We start from the raw sequence: 17197 nt of genomic DNA, 5'->3' as shown, positions 1-17197 counted from the left end.
TTCGATCGGTGCATGGTGCGGCTCTCCTTGATGGATTGCAGGGGGTGTTACGCGGTGGCCTCCGGCCAGGTGATCCACGACTCGGGGATGTCCTCGTCCAGCCGGCGCACGTCGCGCGGCGCGAGCACCCGGGTGCGCAGCAGTTCCCGGGCGACCAGCCGCGCCACGGCGATCGCGCCCGGCGGATTGAAGTGCGTGTTGTCCTGCTCGGCAGGCGTCCAGTTGAAGTACTTCTTGGTCTCCTCGGCTCCGAGTTCCTGCCACAGCGCCAGCGACAGGGCCTGGATGTCGAGCAGCGCCACCTGCTCCCGGCGCGCCAGCGCCCGCATCGCCGCCGGGTACTCTCCGTGGCTCGGCACGGCGACGCCGTCCGCGTCGAACCGCCGCCGCTCGACGGCGGTCGCCAGCACCGGCCGCGCCCCGCGGGCCCGCGCCCCGTCGACGTACAGCCGCAGGTACTGCTGATACGTCGACCAGGGTTCGGTGTAGCGGCTCGGGTCGGCGGTCTTCTCGTCGTTGTGCGCGAACTGGATCAGCAGGAAGTCCCCGGGCCGGATGGCGGAGAGGATCGCCTCCAGCCGCCCCTCGTCCACGAAGCTCTTGGAACTCCGCCCGTTCACGGCGTGGTTGGCGACGTCCAGGTCCCGGCGGAGGAAGAAGGGCAGGGCCATGCCCCACCCGGTCTCGGGAGCGGCGTCGGCGTACTTCCGGGCGGCGGTGGAGTCGCCGGCGATGTAGAGGGTGCGGGGGCGGCGACCGGGGGCGGCCTGTGCGGTGCCGGCCACGGCGAGGGCGAGGGGAACGGCGGCGAGTGCGGCCGAGGAGACCTGTCTGCGACTCAGGGACACGAGGCTGTGCCTTTCAGCAGGGGGGACGGGCAACTCCTGGGGGGAGGGACGGCCCGCGGTCCGAAGCGAACGGGCCGTCCCACGGCGCATCCGTGGACGCGCTCACCCCATCTGCTCGTCCCACTCCGCCTGGGCCTCGTTCAGCTGCTCCGCCAGCGTGTCCAGGAAGTCCTTCGCGCTCATGTCCCCGTTGAGCACCTTCTGGAAGTTCGGCTCGTTCTCGGCCTTGGAGATCGTGTTCCAGTCCGGCAGGTAGTACGGCAGCTGCACGATGGTCGTGGACCCGTCGCTCAGCGCCTCCGCGGCCAGCTTCGTCGGCTCCGCCTTCGAGATCCACGCGTCCTTCGCGGCGTCCGTGTTCGCCGGCACCTGCCCGGCCGACTCGTTGAACTTCGAGTTCGCCTCGTGCGAGGTGGCGTACTCGATGAACTTCCAGGCGGCCTCCTTGTTCTTGGAGCTCTTGAACAGGCCGAGCCCGTCGACCGGGTTGGAGACCTGGACCCGCTTGCCGCCGGGTCCGGTGGGCTGCGGGATGCCGCGGAACTTCTCGGTGCCGAACGCGTTCACGTGGTCCTGGTAGGACCCGAGGTTGTGGTTGAGCATGCCGATCGTGCCGGAGTCCCACTGCGCGACCATCTTGGTGAAGTCGTTGTTCAGGTCGGCCGCGGGAGTGACCTTCTTGAACAGGCCCGCGTACTTCTCCAGGGCCTCGACGTTCTTCGGGTCGTTGACCGTGGTCTTCTTGCCGCTGGAGTCCCAGAACGTGGTGATGCCGGACTGGCCGTACATCGCGTCCAGGGCCTGGGCGATGGAGCCGGCGCCGCCGCGGATGGTGTAGCCGAACTCGTTCTTGCTCTTGTTCGTGAGCTTCTCCGCCGCCTCGTAGAAGCGCTCCCAGGTGGTCGGCTCCTGGAGCCCCGCCTTCTCGAACAGGTCGGTGCGGTAGTACAGCACGCCGTTGTTCGCGGACGTCGGGATCGAGTACAGCTTGTCGTCGCCGCCGCCCGCGGCGCGCAGCGACTCCACCATGTCCTTGTTGAGCTTGCCGTTCAGGGAGGACTTCTCCAGGCGGTCGTCCAGCGGGTCGAGCGCCTGCTGGGCGGCGAAGCCCGCGAGCATGGCGGCGCCGACGCCGCCGACGTCCGGCAGCCCGCCGCCCTGGATGGCGGTGTCGACCTTGGACTGGTACTCGGTGGCGGCGATGCCGACGTACTCGACGTCGATGTCCGGGTTGGCCTTCTCGAAGTCGGCGATGACCTCCTTCCAGATGTCGGTGCGGACACCGCCGTTGTTGTCCCAGAAGACGATCTTGCCCTTGCCGCTGCCCTCGGCGCCCTTGTCGCCGCCCGCTCCGCTGCCGTCGTCGCCGCAGGCGGTGGCGGTCAGGGCGAGCACGGCCCCCAGGGCGACGGCGGCCGGTGCCCGGCGCCCGCCTGTGCTGCTTCTGCGATTGCTGATCTTCATTGGTCGGCTCTCTTCTTCTGGATCCAACGGGATATGAGCGGGATATGAAGATGTGGGGGGTCTGTCGCGGTCGTCCGGCGGCACTCAGCCGTGCGCCGAGGCCCTGATCCTGAACCGCGTGAACGTGGCCGCGCCGGCGTGTCCCTGACCGGCGGGCGCGAGGGCGACCAGGCCGAGCAGGGCACCGACCCAGCGCCAGGGGGTGGCGGCGAAAACCTGACCGGAGGGGCGAAAGCCGTCCCCGGTGTCGTACGAGAAGCGGCAGCGCGCCCCGGCCCCGATCTCGACGCGCAGCCGGGCCCGGCCCCCGGGAGCGGGCCGGGGGTGGTCGGCGTCCCGTTCCTTCTCCGCGACCGCCTCGGCGAACCGGTGCACCAGGTGCACCGTGCCGTCCGCGCCCCGCTGGAGCCCGATCCAGCGGTACGCGTCCCCGAGGACCGCGAGGCCGGCCCGCGCCCCGGGTTCCTCGCTGTCCAGCCGCAGCTCCACCTCGACGGCGCACGGGGTGCCGGGCAGCCGCTGGGTGAGCACGTTGGGCAGCTTGCGCAGGTCGTGTGCGTCGGCGGAGCGGACACAGGTCAGCCGCAGTCCGTCGGCGGAGTGCTGGGTGGTCCAGCCGTCCCGGGGATTGGCGGTCCACTGCCACTGGCGGCCGTGGCGTCCGCCGGGGAAGTCGTCGTCGGTGGCGGGCGCGGCGGGTGGCTGCGGCGGCAGGTCCGGGCGGCGGTGTTCGGTGACGGGGGCGCCGTCGTCCCCGAGCACCGGCCAGCCTTCCGGCCCCCAGCGCATCGGCTGGAGGTGGACCACCCTGCCGTACGCCCCGCGCTGCTGGAAGTGCAGGAACCAGTCCTCGCCGGACGGGGTGCGCACCCAGCCGCCCTGGTGGGGTCCGTTGACGTCGGTGTCCTTCTGCTCCAGGACGACCTTCTCCTCGTACGGCCCGAAGAACGCGCGCGAGCGGAAGGCGCCCTGCCAGCCGGTCTCCACTCCCCCGGCGGGCGCCAGGATCCAGAACCAGCCGTCGTGCCGGTAGAGCTTGGGGCCCTCCAGGGTGAACCAGCCGGGGATGCGGTCCGCGTCCACGATCACCTTGCCCTCGTCGAGGAGCTCGGTGCCGTGGGGATGCATCCGGTGGCCGGTGAGGCGGTTCTTGATCCCGGAGCGGGACTTCGCCCAGGCGTGCACGAGGTAGGCCTCGCCGGTCTCCTCGTCCCACAGGGGGCACGGGTCGATCAGGCCCTTGCCGGCCTTCACCAGGTGCGGGCGGGTCCAGGGGCCGCGGATCCCGGGGGCGTTGACCTGGAAGATGCCCTGGTCGGGGTCGCCCCAGAAGATCCAGAACCGGTCGTCGTGGTGGCGCAGGGACGGCGCCCAGACCCCGCAGTCGTGCCGGGGCACCGCGAACCCGCCCTCGGGTTCCAGGCGTTCGAGCGCGTGACCGACGAGGGTCCAGTTGACCAGGTCGCGGGAGTGCAGCAGCGGCAGTCCGGGGACGCGGCCGAAGCTGGAGGCGGTCAGGTAGAAGTCGTCGCCGACGCGGATCACGTCCGGGTCGGACCAGTCGGCGTTCAGGACCGGGTTGCGGTAGGTGGGGTCCGTCCGTCCGGCGGTCACGGGCTCACCGCCTTGCGGACCAGGGCCGCGGCCTCGTCCCGGCCGAGGCGGCCGTCGGCGACGACGGTGACGATCCGGCGGACCACCGTCTCGCCGGGCGGGACCGGCAGCCGCGCGTCGTGGGCGAGGGAGGAGCCGACTCCGGGGTATTCGGCGGTGCGCACGAACCAGGGGTCGCGGCGGGTCGGTCCGGTGGCCCCGGCGAAGACCAGGGTCCAGGTGGAGCCGGCCAGGGCGAGCCAGTCGGCGCGGCGGCCGTGGACCTCGCCCTCGCCCTCCGCGCCGGCGGTGAAGACGTCCGGTGCCGTCTCCTCCTTGCGGGCCCGCCAGAAGAAGCCGCCGTACGCGGCGCCGGGGCGGCCGTTGGTGGCGGGGCTTCCGAGGGAGAGCGGGCCGGAGGTGACGTTGGTGAGGGAGAAGGTGAGGTCCAGCGCCCAGGCGCGGTCGGTGAGCTCGGTGGCCGCGACCGTGCGGCGCTCGCGCAGCAGCTCGCCCGGTGCGGCGACCCAGCGCAGCTCCTGGACGAAGCCGTCGGGATCGCGCAGCTGGAAGGCGGTGTGCCGCTGGGAGCCGTGGTTGTCCAGCTCGGTCGGGCCCCGGTCGCGGACGAAGGTGCGCCCGCCCCAGAAGTTGTGCCCCTCGACGTCGGGAACGGCGACACCGACGCCGAGGTGGTGTGCGTGGTCGGCGGGGCTCAGCTCGGTGACCGCCGTGCCGGCCAGGGTGGTGACGGGGTGCAGGTACGGGCGCGGGGAGAGCCGGGCCGGCAGCTCGGGCCGGGTGACGTACCGGCCGACCGGCCGGCCCGCGACGCGCAGGACCACGGAGTCGTTGCCGCTCATCGGGTGCTCACCTCTTTCGGCAGGTGCTCGGCGGGCCGCGTCCAGGGGGCGCCCAGCTCGGAGTAGAGGGACAGGGTGTCGGCGGCGGCCGCGACGAGTCCGTCGATGCCGGGCACGACCCGGCGGTTCTCGCCGGGGACGCGGTGCCAGGTGCCGGCGGGCAGCGGGGCCGGGTCGGGGGCCTGCCGGATCGCCTCGACGACCTTCATGAAGGCACCCGTCTCCTCGGGGGTGACCAGCAGGGGGGTGCCGTCGGTGAGGTGGGCGACGAGGTTCTCCAGCAGGTCGGTGCGGCCGAACTCGAGTTCTTCCGGGCCGTGGTCCGCGCGCTGGAGCAGCACGCGGTCCTGCTTGTACCAGAAGGTGATGCGGCCGCTGGTGCCGTGCACCAGGACGTACGGGTCGTCGGCCCGCTCGGCGCACAGCGTCGCGGCGACGGTGACCGGTCCGCCCCGCGCGGTGGTGACGCGGACGCAGGAGGTGTCGTCGGACTCGATGTCGTGGGCGCGCAGCAGCTCGGTCTCGATGCCGGTGACGTCCTCGGCGCGGGTGCTGTCGCCGAGCGCGAGGGCGGTGGCGACGGCGTGGGCGAGCGGGTTGGTGAGCGCGCCGTCGATCACGTCGACGCCGTTCAGCCGCCGCCGTCCCGCCCAGGGCGCCCGCCGGAAGTAGTCCTCGTCGCGCACCCAGGCCCCGGCCCCGCCGATCCCGACGGTCCGGCCGATGGCACCCTCGGCGACCAGCTCGCGGATCGCGGGCACGGCGTGCGAGCCCAGCGACTGGAAGCCGATCTGGCAGGCGACCCCGGCCGCGGCGACCCCGTCGGCCATCCGGCGGAACTCGGCGTACGACGGCGCCGGCGGCTTCTCCAGCAGGAGGTGCACGCCCCGCTCGGCCGCCGCGAGGGCGAGGTCGGTGTGGGTCGGGATCGGTGTGCAGATCACCGCGATCCGGGCACCGGTGGACTCCAGCAGACCACCGAAGTCGGCGGACTGCTCGGGGAGTTCACCGCCGTACTCCTCCTCGGTGAGCGGCGTCAGCTCGCAGATGCCGGCCAGCCGCACGAGGCCCTCCGCCTGGAGGCGGCGGATGTTCGCCACGTGCCAGCGGCCGTGGCCGCGGGCGCCGGCGAGGACGACGGGGAGGGGCGCGCCGGGTCCCGTCCGACGTGTGGTCATCCCTTCACCGCCCCCGCGCTGAACCCGGTGATCAGCCACTTCTGGATGAAGGCGAACACGACCACGACGGGGACGGCCGCGATGATGCCGCCCGCGGCGAGTGCGCCGAGGTCGACGCTGTCCGCGCTCATCAGGGTGTTGAGGCCGACCGGGATGGTCTGCTTCTCCTGGTTGTTGAGGAACATCAGGGCGAACAGGAAGTGGTTCCAGGAGTGGACGAAGGCGAAGGAGCCGACGGCGATCAGGCCGGGCCGCAGCAGCGGCAGGACGACCACCCGGAAGGCCCTGAACCGGTTGCACCCGTCGACCCAGGCGGCCTCCTCCAGGGAGTACGGCACGTTCTTGATGAAGTTGCTGATCAGGATCATCGACAGCGGCAGCTGGAAGACCGTCTCGGCGATGATGACGCTGCCGAGGGAGTTGATCATCTGCAGTTCGGCGAAGATCTCGAACAGCGGGACCAGCAGCAGCGCGCCGGGCACGAACTGGGAGCACAGCAGGGCGAGCATGAAGCCCCGTTTGATCCTGAAGTCGAACCGGGCGAGGGCGTAGCCGCCGGCCAGGGCGACCAGGGTCGTCATGATCAGGGTGGCGACGCCGACCAGCACGCTGTTGTAGAAGAAGGTGCCGAAGCTGCGGTCCGTCCAGACCTTCTCGAAGTGCTCGAAGGTCATCGGCCACGGCACGAGCGAGGTGGAGCCGGCCGGTCGCAGCGCGAAGAGCAGGATCCAGTAGAAGGGGATGAGCGTGAACAGCAGGTAGATCCCCAGCGGGAGGTAGATCTGCCAGCGGGGCGCCTCGTCCCAGGCCCGGTGCTTCTTCCTCACCGGGCGGGGCGGTTCGGCTGCGGCGGGCGCGGGGGCGGGGGTGGCCGGGGCGGCCTCTTTGGTGATCACTTGCTTTCGCCTCCGAACTTGCTCAGCCGCAGGTAGACCATCGAGCAGAAGAGCAGGATCACGAACGCGACCGTGGTGAGGGCCGACGCGTAGCCGAAGTTGTGGGACTCGACCGACGTGTTGGCGATGTACAGCGGCAGTGTCGTGGTCTCGCCCGCGGGTCCGCCGCCGGTCAGCGTGTAGAGCAGGTCGACGTTGTTGAACTCCCACACCGCGCGCAGCAGCGTGGACAGGATGATGGCGTCCTTCAGGTGCGGCAGCGTGATGTGCCAGAACTGCTTGATGCGGCTGGCCCCGTCGACCTCGGCGGCCTCGTAGAGGTCCTTGGAGACGGACTGGAGGTCGGCGAGGATGAGGATCGCGAAGAAGGGGACGCCGCGCCACAGGTCGGCGACGACCGCCGCCGGGAAGACGGTGGAGGTGTCCGACAGCCAGCTGACGCCGTACTCGCCGATGCCCAGGTCCGCGAGGTAACGGGTGATGCCCGTCTGGGAGTTGTAGAGCAGCACCCAGATCGCGGAGGTCAGTACGCCGGAGACGGCCCACGGGGAGAAGACGAGGGCCCGGCCGAGGCCCCGGCCGACGAAGGTCTGGTTGACGATGAGGGCCAGCGCGAGTCCGAACAGCAGCTGGAGGCCGACCTCGACGAAGACCCACTTGGCGCTGAAGACCAGCGTGTCCCAGAACAGCGGGTCCTCGGTGAAGATGTGGACGAAATTGTCGAAGCCCGCGTAGCCGTTCCGCCACGGTTTGGTGGGATTGTACTCCTGTAGGCTGTAGTAGAAGACGCTGATCACCGGATAGGCGATGAACCCCAGCATGAGCAGGGCGGCCGGCGCGATCAGCAGATAGGGGAGCCTGCGGGGCGTGGCGGAGGCACGGCGCCGCCGGGGTGGCGCGGGCGGTTTCGCCACGGCTGCGGCTTGGGCCATGACTGTTCTCCGTTTCTCGGTACGTCGTGCTGTGTCGTGCGTGAGCGGGTGAAGCGCTTTCTTCGTAGGTGTGCGGGGTCCGGGCGGGGGGTGGTTCAGCCCGCGTAGGGGTCCTGCACCTCGCCCGGCCGGGCGAGGAACTCGAAGTCGCAGCCGGTGTCGGCCTGGGTGATCTGGTCGTGGTAGAGCGCGCCGTAGCCGCGCTCGTAGCGCACGGGCGGCGGCGTCCACCGCGCCCTGCGGCGCTCCAGCTCCTCGTCGTCGACGTTGAGCCGGAGGATCCGGTTCTCGACGTCGAGGGTGATCGAGTCCCCGGTGCGCACCAGGGCCAGCGGTCCGCCGACGTACGACTCGGGCGCCACGTGCAGCACGCACGCGCCGTAACTCGTGCCGCTCATGCGGGCGTCGGAGATCCGCACCATGTCCCGCACGCCCTGCTTGAGCAGGTAGTCGGGCAGCGGCAGCATCCCGTACTCGGGCATGCCCGGACCGCCCTTGGGACCGGCGTTGCGCAGCACCAGCACGTGGTCGGCGGTGATGTTCAGCGCCGGGTCGTTGATGGTGCGCTGCATCTCCTTGTAGTCGTCGAAGACGACGGCGGGACCGGTGTGCTTCAGCAGGTGCGGTTCGGCGGAGATGTGCTTGATGACGGCGCCGTCCGGGCAGAGGTTGCCGCGCAGGACGGCGACCCCGCCCTCGTCCGCGACCGGGTTGTCGCGGGGCCGGATGACGTCGTCGTTGTGCACCTGCGCGCCGGCGATCTGCTCGCGCAGGGTGTCGTGGGAGACGGTGGGCCTCTCCAGGTGGAGCAGGTCCGGGATCCGGGAGAGGAACCCGGGCAGACCGCCCGCGAAGTGGAAGTCCTCCATCAGGTACGTCCGTCCGCCGGGCCGGACGTTGGCGAGCACCGGGACGGTGCGGGCGACGCGGTCGAAGTCGTCGAGCGTGAGCTTCACGCCCGCGCGGCCGGCCATGGCGATCAGGTGGATCACGGCGTTGGTGGAGCCGCCGAGCCCGAGGACGGTCGTCACCGCGTCCTCGAACGCCTCCGCGGTGAGGATGTCGCTCAGCTTCCGGTCCTTGTGGACCAGGTCGACGATCGTCATGCCCGCCTTCGCGGCCATCCGGTCGTGCCCGGAGTCGACGGCCGGGATGCTGGACGCGCCCGGGACCGTGACGCCGAGGGCCTCGGCGGCGGCGGTCAGCGTGGACGCCGTCCCCATCGTCATGCAGTGACCGGGCGAGCGGGCCAGGCCGCTCTCCAGCTCCTGCATCTCGCAGTCGCCGATGACGCCGGCCCGCTTGTCGTCCCAGTACTTCCACATGTCGGTGCCCGAGCCGAGCACCTCGCCCCGCCAGTGGCCGGGGAGCATCGGTCCGGCCGGCACGAAGACGGCGGGCAGATCGGCGCTGGCCGCGCCCATGAGCAGGGCGGGCGTGGACTTGTCGCAGCCGCCCATCAGCACGGCCCCGTCGACCGGGTAGGACCGCAGCAGTTCCTCGGTCTCCATGGCGAGGAGGTTGCGGTAGAGCATCGGGGTCGGCTTCTGGAAGGTCTCGCTGAGGGTGGAGACCGGGAACTCCAGCGGGAAGCCGCCGGCCTGCCACACCCCGCGCTTCACGGCCTGCGCGCGGTCGCGCAGGTGGACGTGGCAGGGGTTGATGTCGGACCAGGTGTTGAGGATCGCGATGACCGGCTTGCCCAGGTGCTCCTCGGGCAGGTAGCCGAGCTGGCGGGTGCGGGCGCGGTGGCTGAAGGAGCGCAGTCCGTCGGTTCCGTACCACTGGTGGCTGCGCAGGTCCTCGGGCCGCTTGCGCGGCTGGTTCGTGTGGCTCATATGGACCATCCGGCGGCGATGGCGGCGACCTCGGCGCGCTCGCTCTCGGGCAGGGGCTTGCTCGGCGGGCGGACCTCGCGGCGGCACAGGCCGAGGGAGGCGAGGGCCTCCTTGACGACGGTGACGTTGTTGGCGGAGCCGTTGGCGGCGCGCAGTTCCTCGAAGCGGCGGATCTGCTCCCACACCTTCATGGCGGCCGGGTAGTCGCCCGCCCGCAGCGCCTCGATCATGTTCAGCGAGACGGCCGGGGCGACGTTGACGAGGCCGGAGGTGAAGCCGGTGGCGCCGGCGGAGAAGTAGGAGGGCGCGTACGGCTCGGCGAGCCCCGCGACCCACACGAACCGGTCCAGCCCCGCGTCCCGGGCGAACGCCGCGAACCGGGCGGCGTCCGGCACGGCGTACTTCACGCCGATCACGTTGGGGCAGGCGTCGGCGAGTTCGGCGAGCCGGGCGCCGGTGAGCTGCGCGTTGCGGATGTACGGGACGACGCCCAGCTCGGGCACGGCCTCGGCGATGGCGCGGTGGTAGTCGACCCAGCCGCTCTGCGAGACGTAGGGGTGGACGGGCTGGTGCACCATCACCATCTGCGCGCCCAGGTCGCGGGCGTGCCGCGCGGAGTCGACGGCGGTGGGCACGTCGTGCCCCACGCCGACCAGGACCACCGCACGCCCGCCGGACTCCTCGACGGTCAACTCGGTGACCAGACGGCGCTCTTCGGGGGTCAGGGCGTAGAACTCGCCGGTGTTGCCGTTGGGGGTGAGGGTCGTGACGCCACCGTCGAGGAGACGACGCAGCAGGGCCCGGTAGGTGCCGGGGTCGACGGAGCCGTCCTCGGCGAACGGGGTCACCGGGATCGCCACCACGTCGGCCAGGGCCGCCCGCTGGGTCTCGAACGTCGTTGTCATGCCTGACCGTCCTCTTCCTGGGCTTCCTGGGCTTGCGGGGCGTTCTGGGCCGCCGGGGTCTCGAATCCCGCTTCGGGGAACGCCCGCCGCACGAACGACGCGATGTGCGCGTGCAGGGCGCGCGCCGCGCCGTCGGCGTCCCCGCCGAGGGCGAGCCGCAGGATCTCGCGGTGCTCGCTGGCCTCCCGCTCCCAGGAGGGGTCGGCGGCCCAGGCGACGGCGGAGACGAGGGCGGCCTGGTCGCGGACCTCGTCGAGCATCCGGCCGAGCAGCGGATTGCCGCACGGCAGGTAGAGGGCGCGGTGGAACTCGCGGTTGGCGAGCGACCGTTCGGCGGTGTCGTCGGCCTCGTCGGCCCGGGTCAGCGCCTCGCGGGCGGCGTCCAGGGAGGCACCGCGCTTCACGGCGCGCTTGAGGGCCTCGGGTTCGAGGAGCAGCCGCACGTCGTAGACCTCGCGGGCCATGTCCGCGTCGACCATGCGCACCGTGACGCCCTTGTACTGGCTCATCACGACCAGACCGGTGCCGGCCAGGGTCTTGAGCGCCTCGCGCACCGGGGTCTTGGACACCCCGAACTGTGCGGCGAGGTCGGTCTCGACCAGGGCCTGGCCCGGTGTCAGCCGGCCGGTGAGGATGCGGCGTTTGATCTCCTCCAGCACGTACTGCGTGCGGGAGGGGATCGGGGTGGGCACAGAGGTCATGCGCGCCTCTCGGATCTCGCGTATCGGATCTCGCGTATCGCGTCTCATATATGACGTACGAAGTACGACGCGGTTGACCGTAGGAGCGGCCCGATGTTTCGTCAATGCTTCTGACAGAGGAACTTGCGATGACCGCTCACACGCGGTGCGTGCGGCCCTCCCGCGCGGTGGCGGTGGGGCCGCCGAAGGAGACGGCGGCCCGGGCGGTCGCCGCCTCGGGGGTGAGCGTGGGCCCGACGTGCGTGACGAGCAGCTCCCGTACGCCCGCCGCCCGGGCCGTGGCCCCGGCGTCCTCGGGCGTCAGGTGCACCTGTTCGCCGTCGCGACGCCCGTCGATGTCGGCCTCGCAGAGGAACAGGTCGGCGTCGCGGGCGAGGTCCGTGAGGGCGGCGCACGGTCCGCTGTCCCCGGAGTAGGCGAACACCTTCCCCGCGCACGCGGCGCGCAGCCCGTAGGCCTCGACGTCGTGTACGACGGTGCGGGCGGTGAGGATCAGGTCGCCGTGGCGGGCGACGTGCCCGTCGTACAGCGGCCGGACGTCGAGGATCCCGCTCAGGAAGCCGGCGTCCGGGCGGCCGAGGAACCCCGCCAGGCGCCGTGCGCAGCCGGTCGGCGCGTAGACGGGTATCGGCGCGGGAGGGGTGAGCCCGCCGTAGGCGAGACCGTAGAACGCCGCGAGCAGATCGGCGCTGTGGTCCGCGTGCAGGTGCGAGATCCACACGGCGCTGATCCGCGCCGGATCGGTGTGCCGCTGCAACTCCGCGAACGTCCCGGTCCCGGCGTCCACCCACACCTCGGCGCCGCCGCCGCGCAGCAGGTACCCGGAGCAGGGGCGGTCCGGACCCGGGTGCGGGGAGGCGGTGCCGAGGACGGTGAGAGTGAGGGACATGCGGGGAGGCTACGTGGCCCCCCTCCGGGCCGCCCACGTGTTTTCGCGCCGCCCGCGCGCGTGCTTCACGCGGGCCGGGTCCAGCCCGGGTCCCGGCCGCTCAGCCCGACCGCCCGGTCCAGCAGCGGGGCGCCGGCCGGGACGGGGACGACCGGGCCGAAGATGCCGCCGCCCCGGTCCGGGTCCTCGGCGGTCGCGGTGAGGAAGTCGTACGACATCCGGAGCGCGGCGGGGTCGGGCTCGTAGTCCTGGCCGGTGGCACGGGCCAGGTCCCAGCCGTGGATCACCAGTTCGTCGACGGCTACGGCACCGGCGGCCGCGCCCGGCAGGTCCACGCCCCCGGCCCGGGTCATGCCGCTCCAGGCGGCCGGGTCCCGCCACGCGCCGGCGAGTTCGTCGAGCACCTCGGGCAGTTCCTCGCGCCAGCCGGGACCGATGTCCGGCACGGCGGCGTCCGGGTTGGTGTCGGTGGTGACGCCGAGATCCTTGCGCCCGGCGTCGCGGAAGGCGACGGCCAGTCCGGCGAGGTGGCCCAGCAGGTTGCGCACCGCGTGTTCCGGGCAGGGCGTCCCGTCCGTCAGCTGCTCGTCGGTGACGCCCTCGACGAGGCGCGCCACGATCCGCGCCTGCGGTCCGAGGTCGAGGGGGATGTCGTTCATCGGCTGCTCCTCATGGCCGTGCCCGTGCGGGGTCGTGTGTCCGCTCCCGCTCCTGGGAGGTGGACCGATCGGGCGCCCGGAACTCATCGTCCGCCCGCTCCTCCTCTACGGCATCCGCCCGATCCGCGCGGGTGGTCCTCAGTCCCACGATGACCGGCATGACGACGAACAGAACGAGCCGGACGGGTGGGCCGGCCCGGGCCCTGGTGCGCGTGGTGCGCAACCGGAACGCGGGGCTCTGCCTCGCCGGGGTGGTGGTGTCGGGCTTCGGCACGTCCGCGCTGTGGCTCGCCTGCGGAGTGTGGGTCAAGGACCTCACCGGGTCGGACGGGCTGGCCGCGCTGTGCATGCTGGCGATGTGGGCGCCCGCCCTGGCCGGCCCGCTGCTGGGCACGCTCGCCGATCGCGTCCGCCGCAAACCGCTGCTGATCGGCGTGAGCCTGCTCATGGCCGGGCTCCTGCCGGTCCTCCTCACCGTCGGCTCGCCGAGCGGTGTGTGGCTGCTGTACGCGGTGCTGTTCGTGTACGGCGCGGCGGGCGTCGTGCATGACGCGGCCGAGTCGGCGCTGATCGCCGGCGCCGTGGACCGGTCCCTGCTCGGCGATTTCAACGGACTGCGGATGACCGCCAACGAGGGCATGAAGCTCCTGGCCCCGCTGGCGGGCGCGGGCCTGTACGCCGCGTCCGGCGCGGCGGGTGTCGTCCTTCTGGACGCGGCCACCTTCCTGCTCGCGGTGGTGCTGTACGCGTTCCTGCGCGTACGGGAGGAACGGCCCGGGCCGCCGGCCGGCGGCCGGCGGGAGCGGAGGACCGCGGAGGGCGCCCGTCACCTGTGGTCACATCCGGTGCTGCGCCCGCTGGTGCTGGCGGGCGGCGCCACGATGCTGTGCGCGGGGCTGAGCGGGTCGCTGGTCTACGCCGTCGTCGACGCCCTGGGCCACTCCCCCGCGTACGCCGGTGTGCTGTACGCGGTCCAGGGCGCGGGCTCGGTGGTCATCGGCCTGCTCTCCGGCCCCGCCCTGCGCCGCCTGGGCGAACGGCGCTTCGCGGCGTACGGCATCGTCCTGCTGGCCGCCGCGGTGGCGCTGCGCGCGGTACCGGACGATCCGCTGGCGTGGGCGTGCAGCGCGGCGATCGGGGCGGGGCTGCCCGCCGTGCTGATCGCCGTGCCGACCGCCGTGCAGCGCGAGACGCCCGGACCGCTGCTGGGCCGGGTCACCGCCACCGCCAACACGCTGGTGTTCACGCCGAACGTGCTCGGGCTGGCGGTCGGCGCGGCCCTGGCCGACCTGCTCGACCACCGGCTGCTGCTGGTCGCCTCGGGGGTCGCGCTGTCGGCGGTGGCGGTGGCGCTGCTTCAGAGCGCGGCGAGCGCCGAGCGCACCGCCTCCAGGTCCCCGTCCGACGCCAACCCGGCGTGATACAGCCGCAGTTCCGTCGCGCCGAGCCGGCGTGCCTCGGCCGCGTCCGCCGCGAGGGTGCCGGGGCTGCCGCCCATGCCGGACACCACGGTGAAGTTGGCGGCGAGGACGGCCTCCTCGCGGCCTTCCCGCGCGAACGGCGTCAGCAGGCCGGGGTCCCCGGTGCAGGGCACCACCACGCCGTCGGCCACGGCGAGGATGTGCGCGGGGTCGACGCCGGCGTTGGCGCCGCAGTGGTACGGCACCGGGTCCGCGTGCAGCAGCACCTGGAAGCCCTCGGGGGCCGCGTCCCGCACCGCCCGGACCGCCGCCTCCTGGAGCGTACGGGCCGTTTCGTCGCGCCACGCGCGCGTGGCGTTCGCCGTCGCCTCGCCGAGGAGTTTCTCGATCCCCGTCCAGCCCCCGTCGGAGGGCGCCCCCCGCCACACCGGTTCCAGCGCGGTGCGCACCGCGGCGGCGAGCTCGTCGGCGTCCAGGCCCTGAGCCCCGTAGCCCTCCCGGCAGACCGGGCAGAAGCACAGGGACATCAGGTACTGCCCGGCGTCCCCGAGGCCGACGCCGGCGGTCTTGTCGTGGGCGTGCAGATGGGCCAGGCCGTACCAGCCGAGCGACTCCAGCTCGGTGCCGCGCGCCCCGGGCCGTACCGCCGCCTCGGCGGCGAGGCCGGTCAGGTACGCGCGCGTGGCGGGCTGCGCGATGCACGGCGCCCAGGGGTAGCGGTCCCCGTAGGCGTTGACCACCGAGGTGCCCGGATGCTCGGCTCCGAGGCGGGAGTTGTGCGCGAGCACCACCCAGGTGTGCACCTCCAGGCCCGCGTCGGCGAGCGCGGCGGCGGCCTCGCCGAAGGCGTCGCCGGGGGCCCAGCCGCCCGCCGGGTACGGGCCGAGGGTGCGGCCGGACCAGCGGTCGCCGGGCGGGTAGAGCACCGCCGCGTACTCGGCGGTGACGATGCGGTGGCGCGGGTGGCGGGGGGTCAGCGCGCGCGTGGAGTGGTAGGCGGAGGCGAGCGTCACCTGTGCGGTGCCGAGCGCGGCGATCCGCGCGGGTGCCTCCGGGTCCCCGTTGACGTCCCAGGGGTAGACGAATGCCGACGCCTTCACATGTCCTCCTCGAGGAGCGCGTGTCCCCGCTCGATCAGCTGAGCGAGCTGCTTGACATGATCCCCCGCCGGCTCGTGCAGCGGCGGCCGCACCTCCCCGACGTCCAGCCCGCGCAGGCGTACGCCGGCCTTGACGAGGGAGACGGCGTAGCCGCGGCCCCGGGCGCGCAGTTCGGCGAAGGGCCGGTAGAAGCCGTCCAGCAGACGGTGGACGGTGGCCTCGTCGCCGGTGCGGAAGGCCGTGTGGCAGGCGAGGGCGATCTCGGGGGCGAAGCAGAACACCGCGGACGAGTAGAGGGTGATGCCGATGCCGCGGTAGGCGGGCTGGGTCAGTTCGGCGGTGGGCAGCCCGTTGAAGTAGAGGAAGTCGCCGGGGGCCTCGGTGCGCACGGCGCTGACGGTCCGCTGCACGAGGTCGAGGTCGCCGTGGCCGTCCTTGAGGCCGATGATCCCGTCCGTGCGGGCCAGCTCGACGGCGCTGTCGGGGGTGAGGACGGCGTTGTCGCGCTGGTAGACGATCACGGGCAGGGAGGTCGCCGCGGCCAGCTCCCGGTAGTGCCGCAGCAGTCCCTCCTGCGCGGCCCGGACCAGGTACGGCGGCATGGCGAGCAGTCCGTCGGCCCCGGCCCGCTCGGCGAGGTGCGCGTAGCGGACGGCGAGGGCGGTGCCGTAGCCGGCGCCCGCGACGACCGGGACGCGTCCCTCGGCGGCCTCGACGGCGGCCGCCACGCACCTCTCGAACTCCTCGGGCGCCAGCGCGTGGAACTCCCCGGTGCCGCAGCAGGCGAACACGGCGGCGGCCCCCGCCTCCACCCCGCGCCGTACGTGGACCCGGTAGGTGTCGAGGTCGACGGCGCCGTCGGCCCCGTACGCGGTGACCGGGAAGAACAGCGGCCCGCTGGGGACACCGAGTCGGGCGGCGAGAGGGGCTGACGTCACGAGCTCTCCCAAGTCCATATTCTTGATTGGCGTCTATATTCATGAACCGCTTCACGCTAAGCCGCCCCCAGGACGCCGGTCAAGCCCGGCCACCCGCCACACACCAGCGGATTCTTCCGTTCCGCGGCGAGACGCGGAACACTTGACGGGCCGCGCCCCGCCTCCTTAGCGTGTCCACGCATATGAATGCCGTGCGCCCATGTGCACGTTCGCACCTGCTCGCGCGCACGGCCGGCGACGCAAGGAGACCCGAGGATGCCCGCTCCCCGCACCGTTCTGCTCACCGGCGCCGCCGGCGGACTCGGCACCCTGATGCGGGACCTGCTCCCGGACTACGGCTACCGGCTGCGCCTGCTCGACCTGCGTCCGGTCGAGGGCGAGCCGGACGCGATCGTCGCGGACCTCGCCGACCGGGAGGCCGTGCGCGAGGCGGTCCGCGGGGTCGATGCGATCATCCACCTCGCGGGCATCTCCCTGGAAGCCCCCTTCGAGAAGATCCTCAAGGCGAACATCGAGGGCACCTACCACCTCTACGAGGCCGCCCGCGAGGAGGGCGTCGGCCGCATCGTCTTCGCCTCCTCCAACCACGCCGTCGGCTACACCCCTCGCCCGCGGGGCGACGACCCCCTCATCCCCGTCGACACCCCGCGCCGCCCCGACACCTTCTACGGCCTGTCCAAGTGCTTCGGCGAGGACCTCGCCCAGCTGTACTGGGACAAGCACGGCCTGGAGACCGTCTCCGTGCGCATCGGCTCCTGCTTCCCGGAGCCGACCAGCGTGCGCATGCTCTCGGTGTGGATGAGCCCGGCCGACGGCGCCCGCCTCTTCCACGCGGCCCTGACCGCCGAGAACGTCGGCCACACCGTCGTGCACGGCTCCTCCGCCAACACCCGCCTGTGGTGGGACCTCACCTCCGCGCGTGCGCTCGGCTACGACCCGCAGGACGACTCCGAGCCGTACGCCGAGAAGCTC

Annotated in this window: 16 protein-coding genes; 2 read left to right on the top strand and 14 right to left on the bottom strand. The window is 72.5% G+C overall.

All coding sequences use genetic code 11. From position 1 onward, the window contains the following. Positions 1–47: 47 nt before the first annotated feature. The 12 genes from RIM90_RS24130 to RIM90_RS24075 all read right to left on the bottom strand — a co-directional run bounded on the left by RIM90_RS24130 (position 48) and on the right by RIM90_RS24075 (position 12766). Positions 48–848, bottom strand: a complete 801-nt coding sequence (locus RIM90_RS24130) for a rhamnogalacturonan acetylesterase (protein ID WP_309062856.1) — start codon at positions 846–848, stop codon at positions 48–50. Between the two features lie 102 nt (positions 849–950). Beyond that, the gene (locus RIM90_RS24125) at positions 951–2312 is read right to left on the bottom strand and encodes a sugar ABC transporter substrate-binding protein (RefSeq protein WP_309062855.1); all 1362 of its coding nucleotides are present in this window, start codon (positions 2310–2312) and stop codon (positions 951–953) included. Between the two features lie 84 nt (positions 2313–2396). Beyond that, positions 2397–3926 (bottom strand): family 43 glycosylhydrolase, encoded by a 1530-nt coding sequence (locus RIM90_RS24120; protein WP_309062854.1) that lies wholly within the window; start codon positions 3924–3926, stop codon positions 2397–2399. Then, positions 3923–4768 (bottom strand): PmoA family protein, encoded by an 846-nt coding sequence (locus RIM90_RS24115; RefSeq protein ID WP_309062853.1) that lies wholly within the window; start codon positions 4766–4768, stop codon positions 3923–3925. The genes RIM90_RS24120 and RIM90_RS24115 overlap by 4 nt, the downstream gene beginning before the upstream one ends. Further along, on the bottom strand, positions 4765–5946 hold the full coding sequence (locus RIM90_RS24110; protein ID WP_309062852.1) for a Gfo/Idh/MocA family oxidoreductase: 1182 nt from the start codon (positions 5944–5946) through the stop codon (positions 4765–4767). Before RIM90_RS24110 ends, RIM90_RS24115 begins: the two co-directional genes overlap by 4 nt. Next, positions 5943–6842 (bottom strand): carbohydrate ABC transporter permease, encoded by a 900-nt coding sequence (locus RIM90_RS24105; RefSeq protein ID WP_309062851.1) that lies wholly within the window; start codon positions 6840–6842, stop codon positions 5943–5945. Before RIM90_RS24105 ends, RIM90_RS24110 begins: the two co-directional genes overlap by 4 nt. After that, a complete protein-coding gene (locus RIM90_RS24100; protein WP_309062850.1) occupies positions 6839–7774 on the bottom strand; it encodes a sugar ABC transporter permease in 936 nt (311 codons plus the stop codon). The genes RIM90_RS24105 and RIM90_RS24100 overlap by 4 nt, the downstream gene beginning before the upstream one ends. A gap of 95 nt (positions 7775–7869) precedes the next feature. Next, on the bottom strand, positions 7870–9621 hold the full coding sequence (gene araD, locus RIM90_RS24095; RefSeq protein ID WP_375165532.1) for an L-arabinonate dehydratase: 1752 nt from the start codon (positions 9619–9621) through the stop codon (positions 7870–7872). Further along, positions 9609–10517, bottom strand: a complete 909-nt coding sequence (locus RIM90_RS24090) for a dihydrodipicolinate synthase family protein (RefSeq protein WP_309062848.1) — start codon at positions 10515–10517, stop codon at positions 9609–9611. Before RIM90_RS24090 ends, araD begins: the two co-directional genes overlap by 13 nt. Then, positions 10514–11218: a GntR family transcriptional regulator gene (locus RIM90_RS24085; RefSeq protein ID WP_309062847.1), complete on the bottom strand. Its 705-nt coding sequence runs from the start codon at positions 11216–11218 to the stop codon at positions 10514–10516. The genes RIM90_RS24090 and RIM90_RS24085 overlap by 4 nt, the downstream gene beginning before the upstream one ends. 136 nt (positions 11219–11354) lie before the next feature. Then, entirely contained in the window at positions 11355–12107 is a 753-nt protein-coding gene (locus tag RIM90_RS24080) for an MBL fold metallo-hydrolase (protein ID WP_309062846.1), read from the bottom strand. A gap of 65 nt (positions 12108–12172) precedes the next feature. After that, a complete protein-coding gene (locus RIM90_RS24075) occupies positions 12173–12766 on the bottom strand; it encodes a TIGR03086 family metal-binding protein (RefSeq protein WP_309062845.1) in 594 nt (197 codons plus the stop codon). 158 nt (positions 12767–12924) lie between these two features. Between RIM90_RS24075 and RIM90_RS24070 the strand changes: the two genes are divergently transcribed. Further along, complete coding sequence (locus RIM90_RS24070; protein WP_309062844.1) at positions 12925–14187, top strand: MFS transporter; 1263 nt, start codon at positions 12925–12927, stop codon at positions 14185–14187. Here the strand turns inward: RIM90_RS24070 and RIM90_RS24065 are convergent. Beyond that, positions 14124–15287 (bottom strand): hypothetical protein, encoded by a 1164-nt coding sequence (locus RIM90_RS24065; protein ID WP_309062843.1) that lies wholly within the window; start codon positions 15285–15287, stop codon positions 14124–14126. The two genes, RIM90_RS24070 and RIM90_RS24065, sit on opposite strands and share 64 nt — an antisense overlap. Beyond that, positions 15284–16243, bottom strand: a complete 960-nt coding sequence (locus RIM90_RS24060; protein ID WP_309062842.1) for a 5-dehydro-4-deoxyglucarate dehydratase — start codon at positions 16241–16243, stop codon at positions 15284–15286. Before RIM90_RS24060 ends, RIM90_RS24065 begins: the two co-directional genes overlap by 4 nt. A 237-nt stretch (positions 16244–16480) precedes the next feature. On the opposite strand from RIM90_RS24060, the gene RIM90_RS24055 reads away from it, so the two are divergent. Beyond that, a partial coding sequence (locus RIM90_RS24055) for an NAD(P)-dependent oxidoreductase (protein WP_309062841.1) occupies positions 16481–17197 on the top strand: 717 nt, incomplete at its 3' end.

The organism is Streptomyces sp. (genome assembly GCF_031181555.1).
In the GTDB taxonomy this organism is placed as follows: domain Bacteria; phylum Actinomycetota; class Actinomycetes; order Streptomycetales; family Streptomycetaceae; genus Streptomyces; species Streptomyces fimbriatus.
The sequence above is the reverse complement of the archived record's forward strand: the minus strand, read 5'-3'. Positions and strand labels throughout refer to the sequence as shown.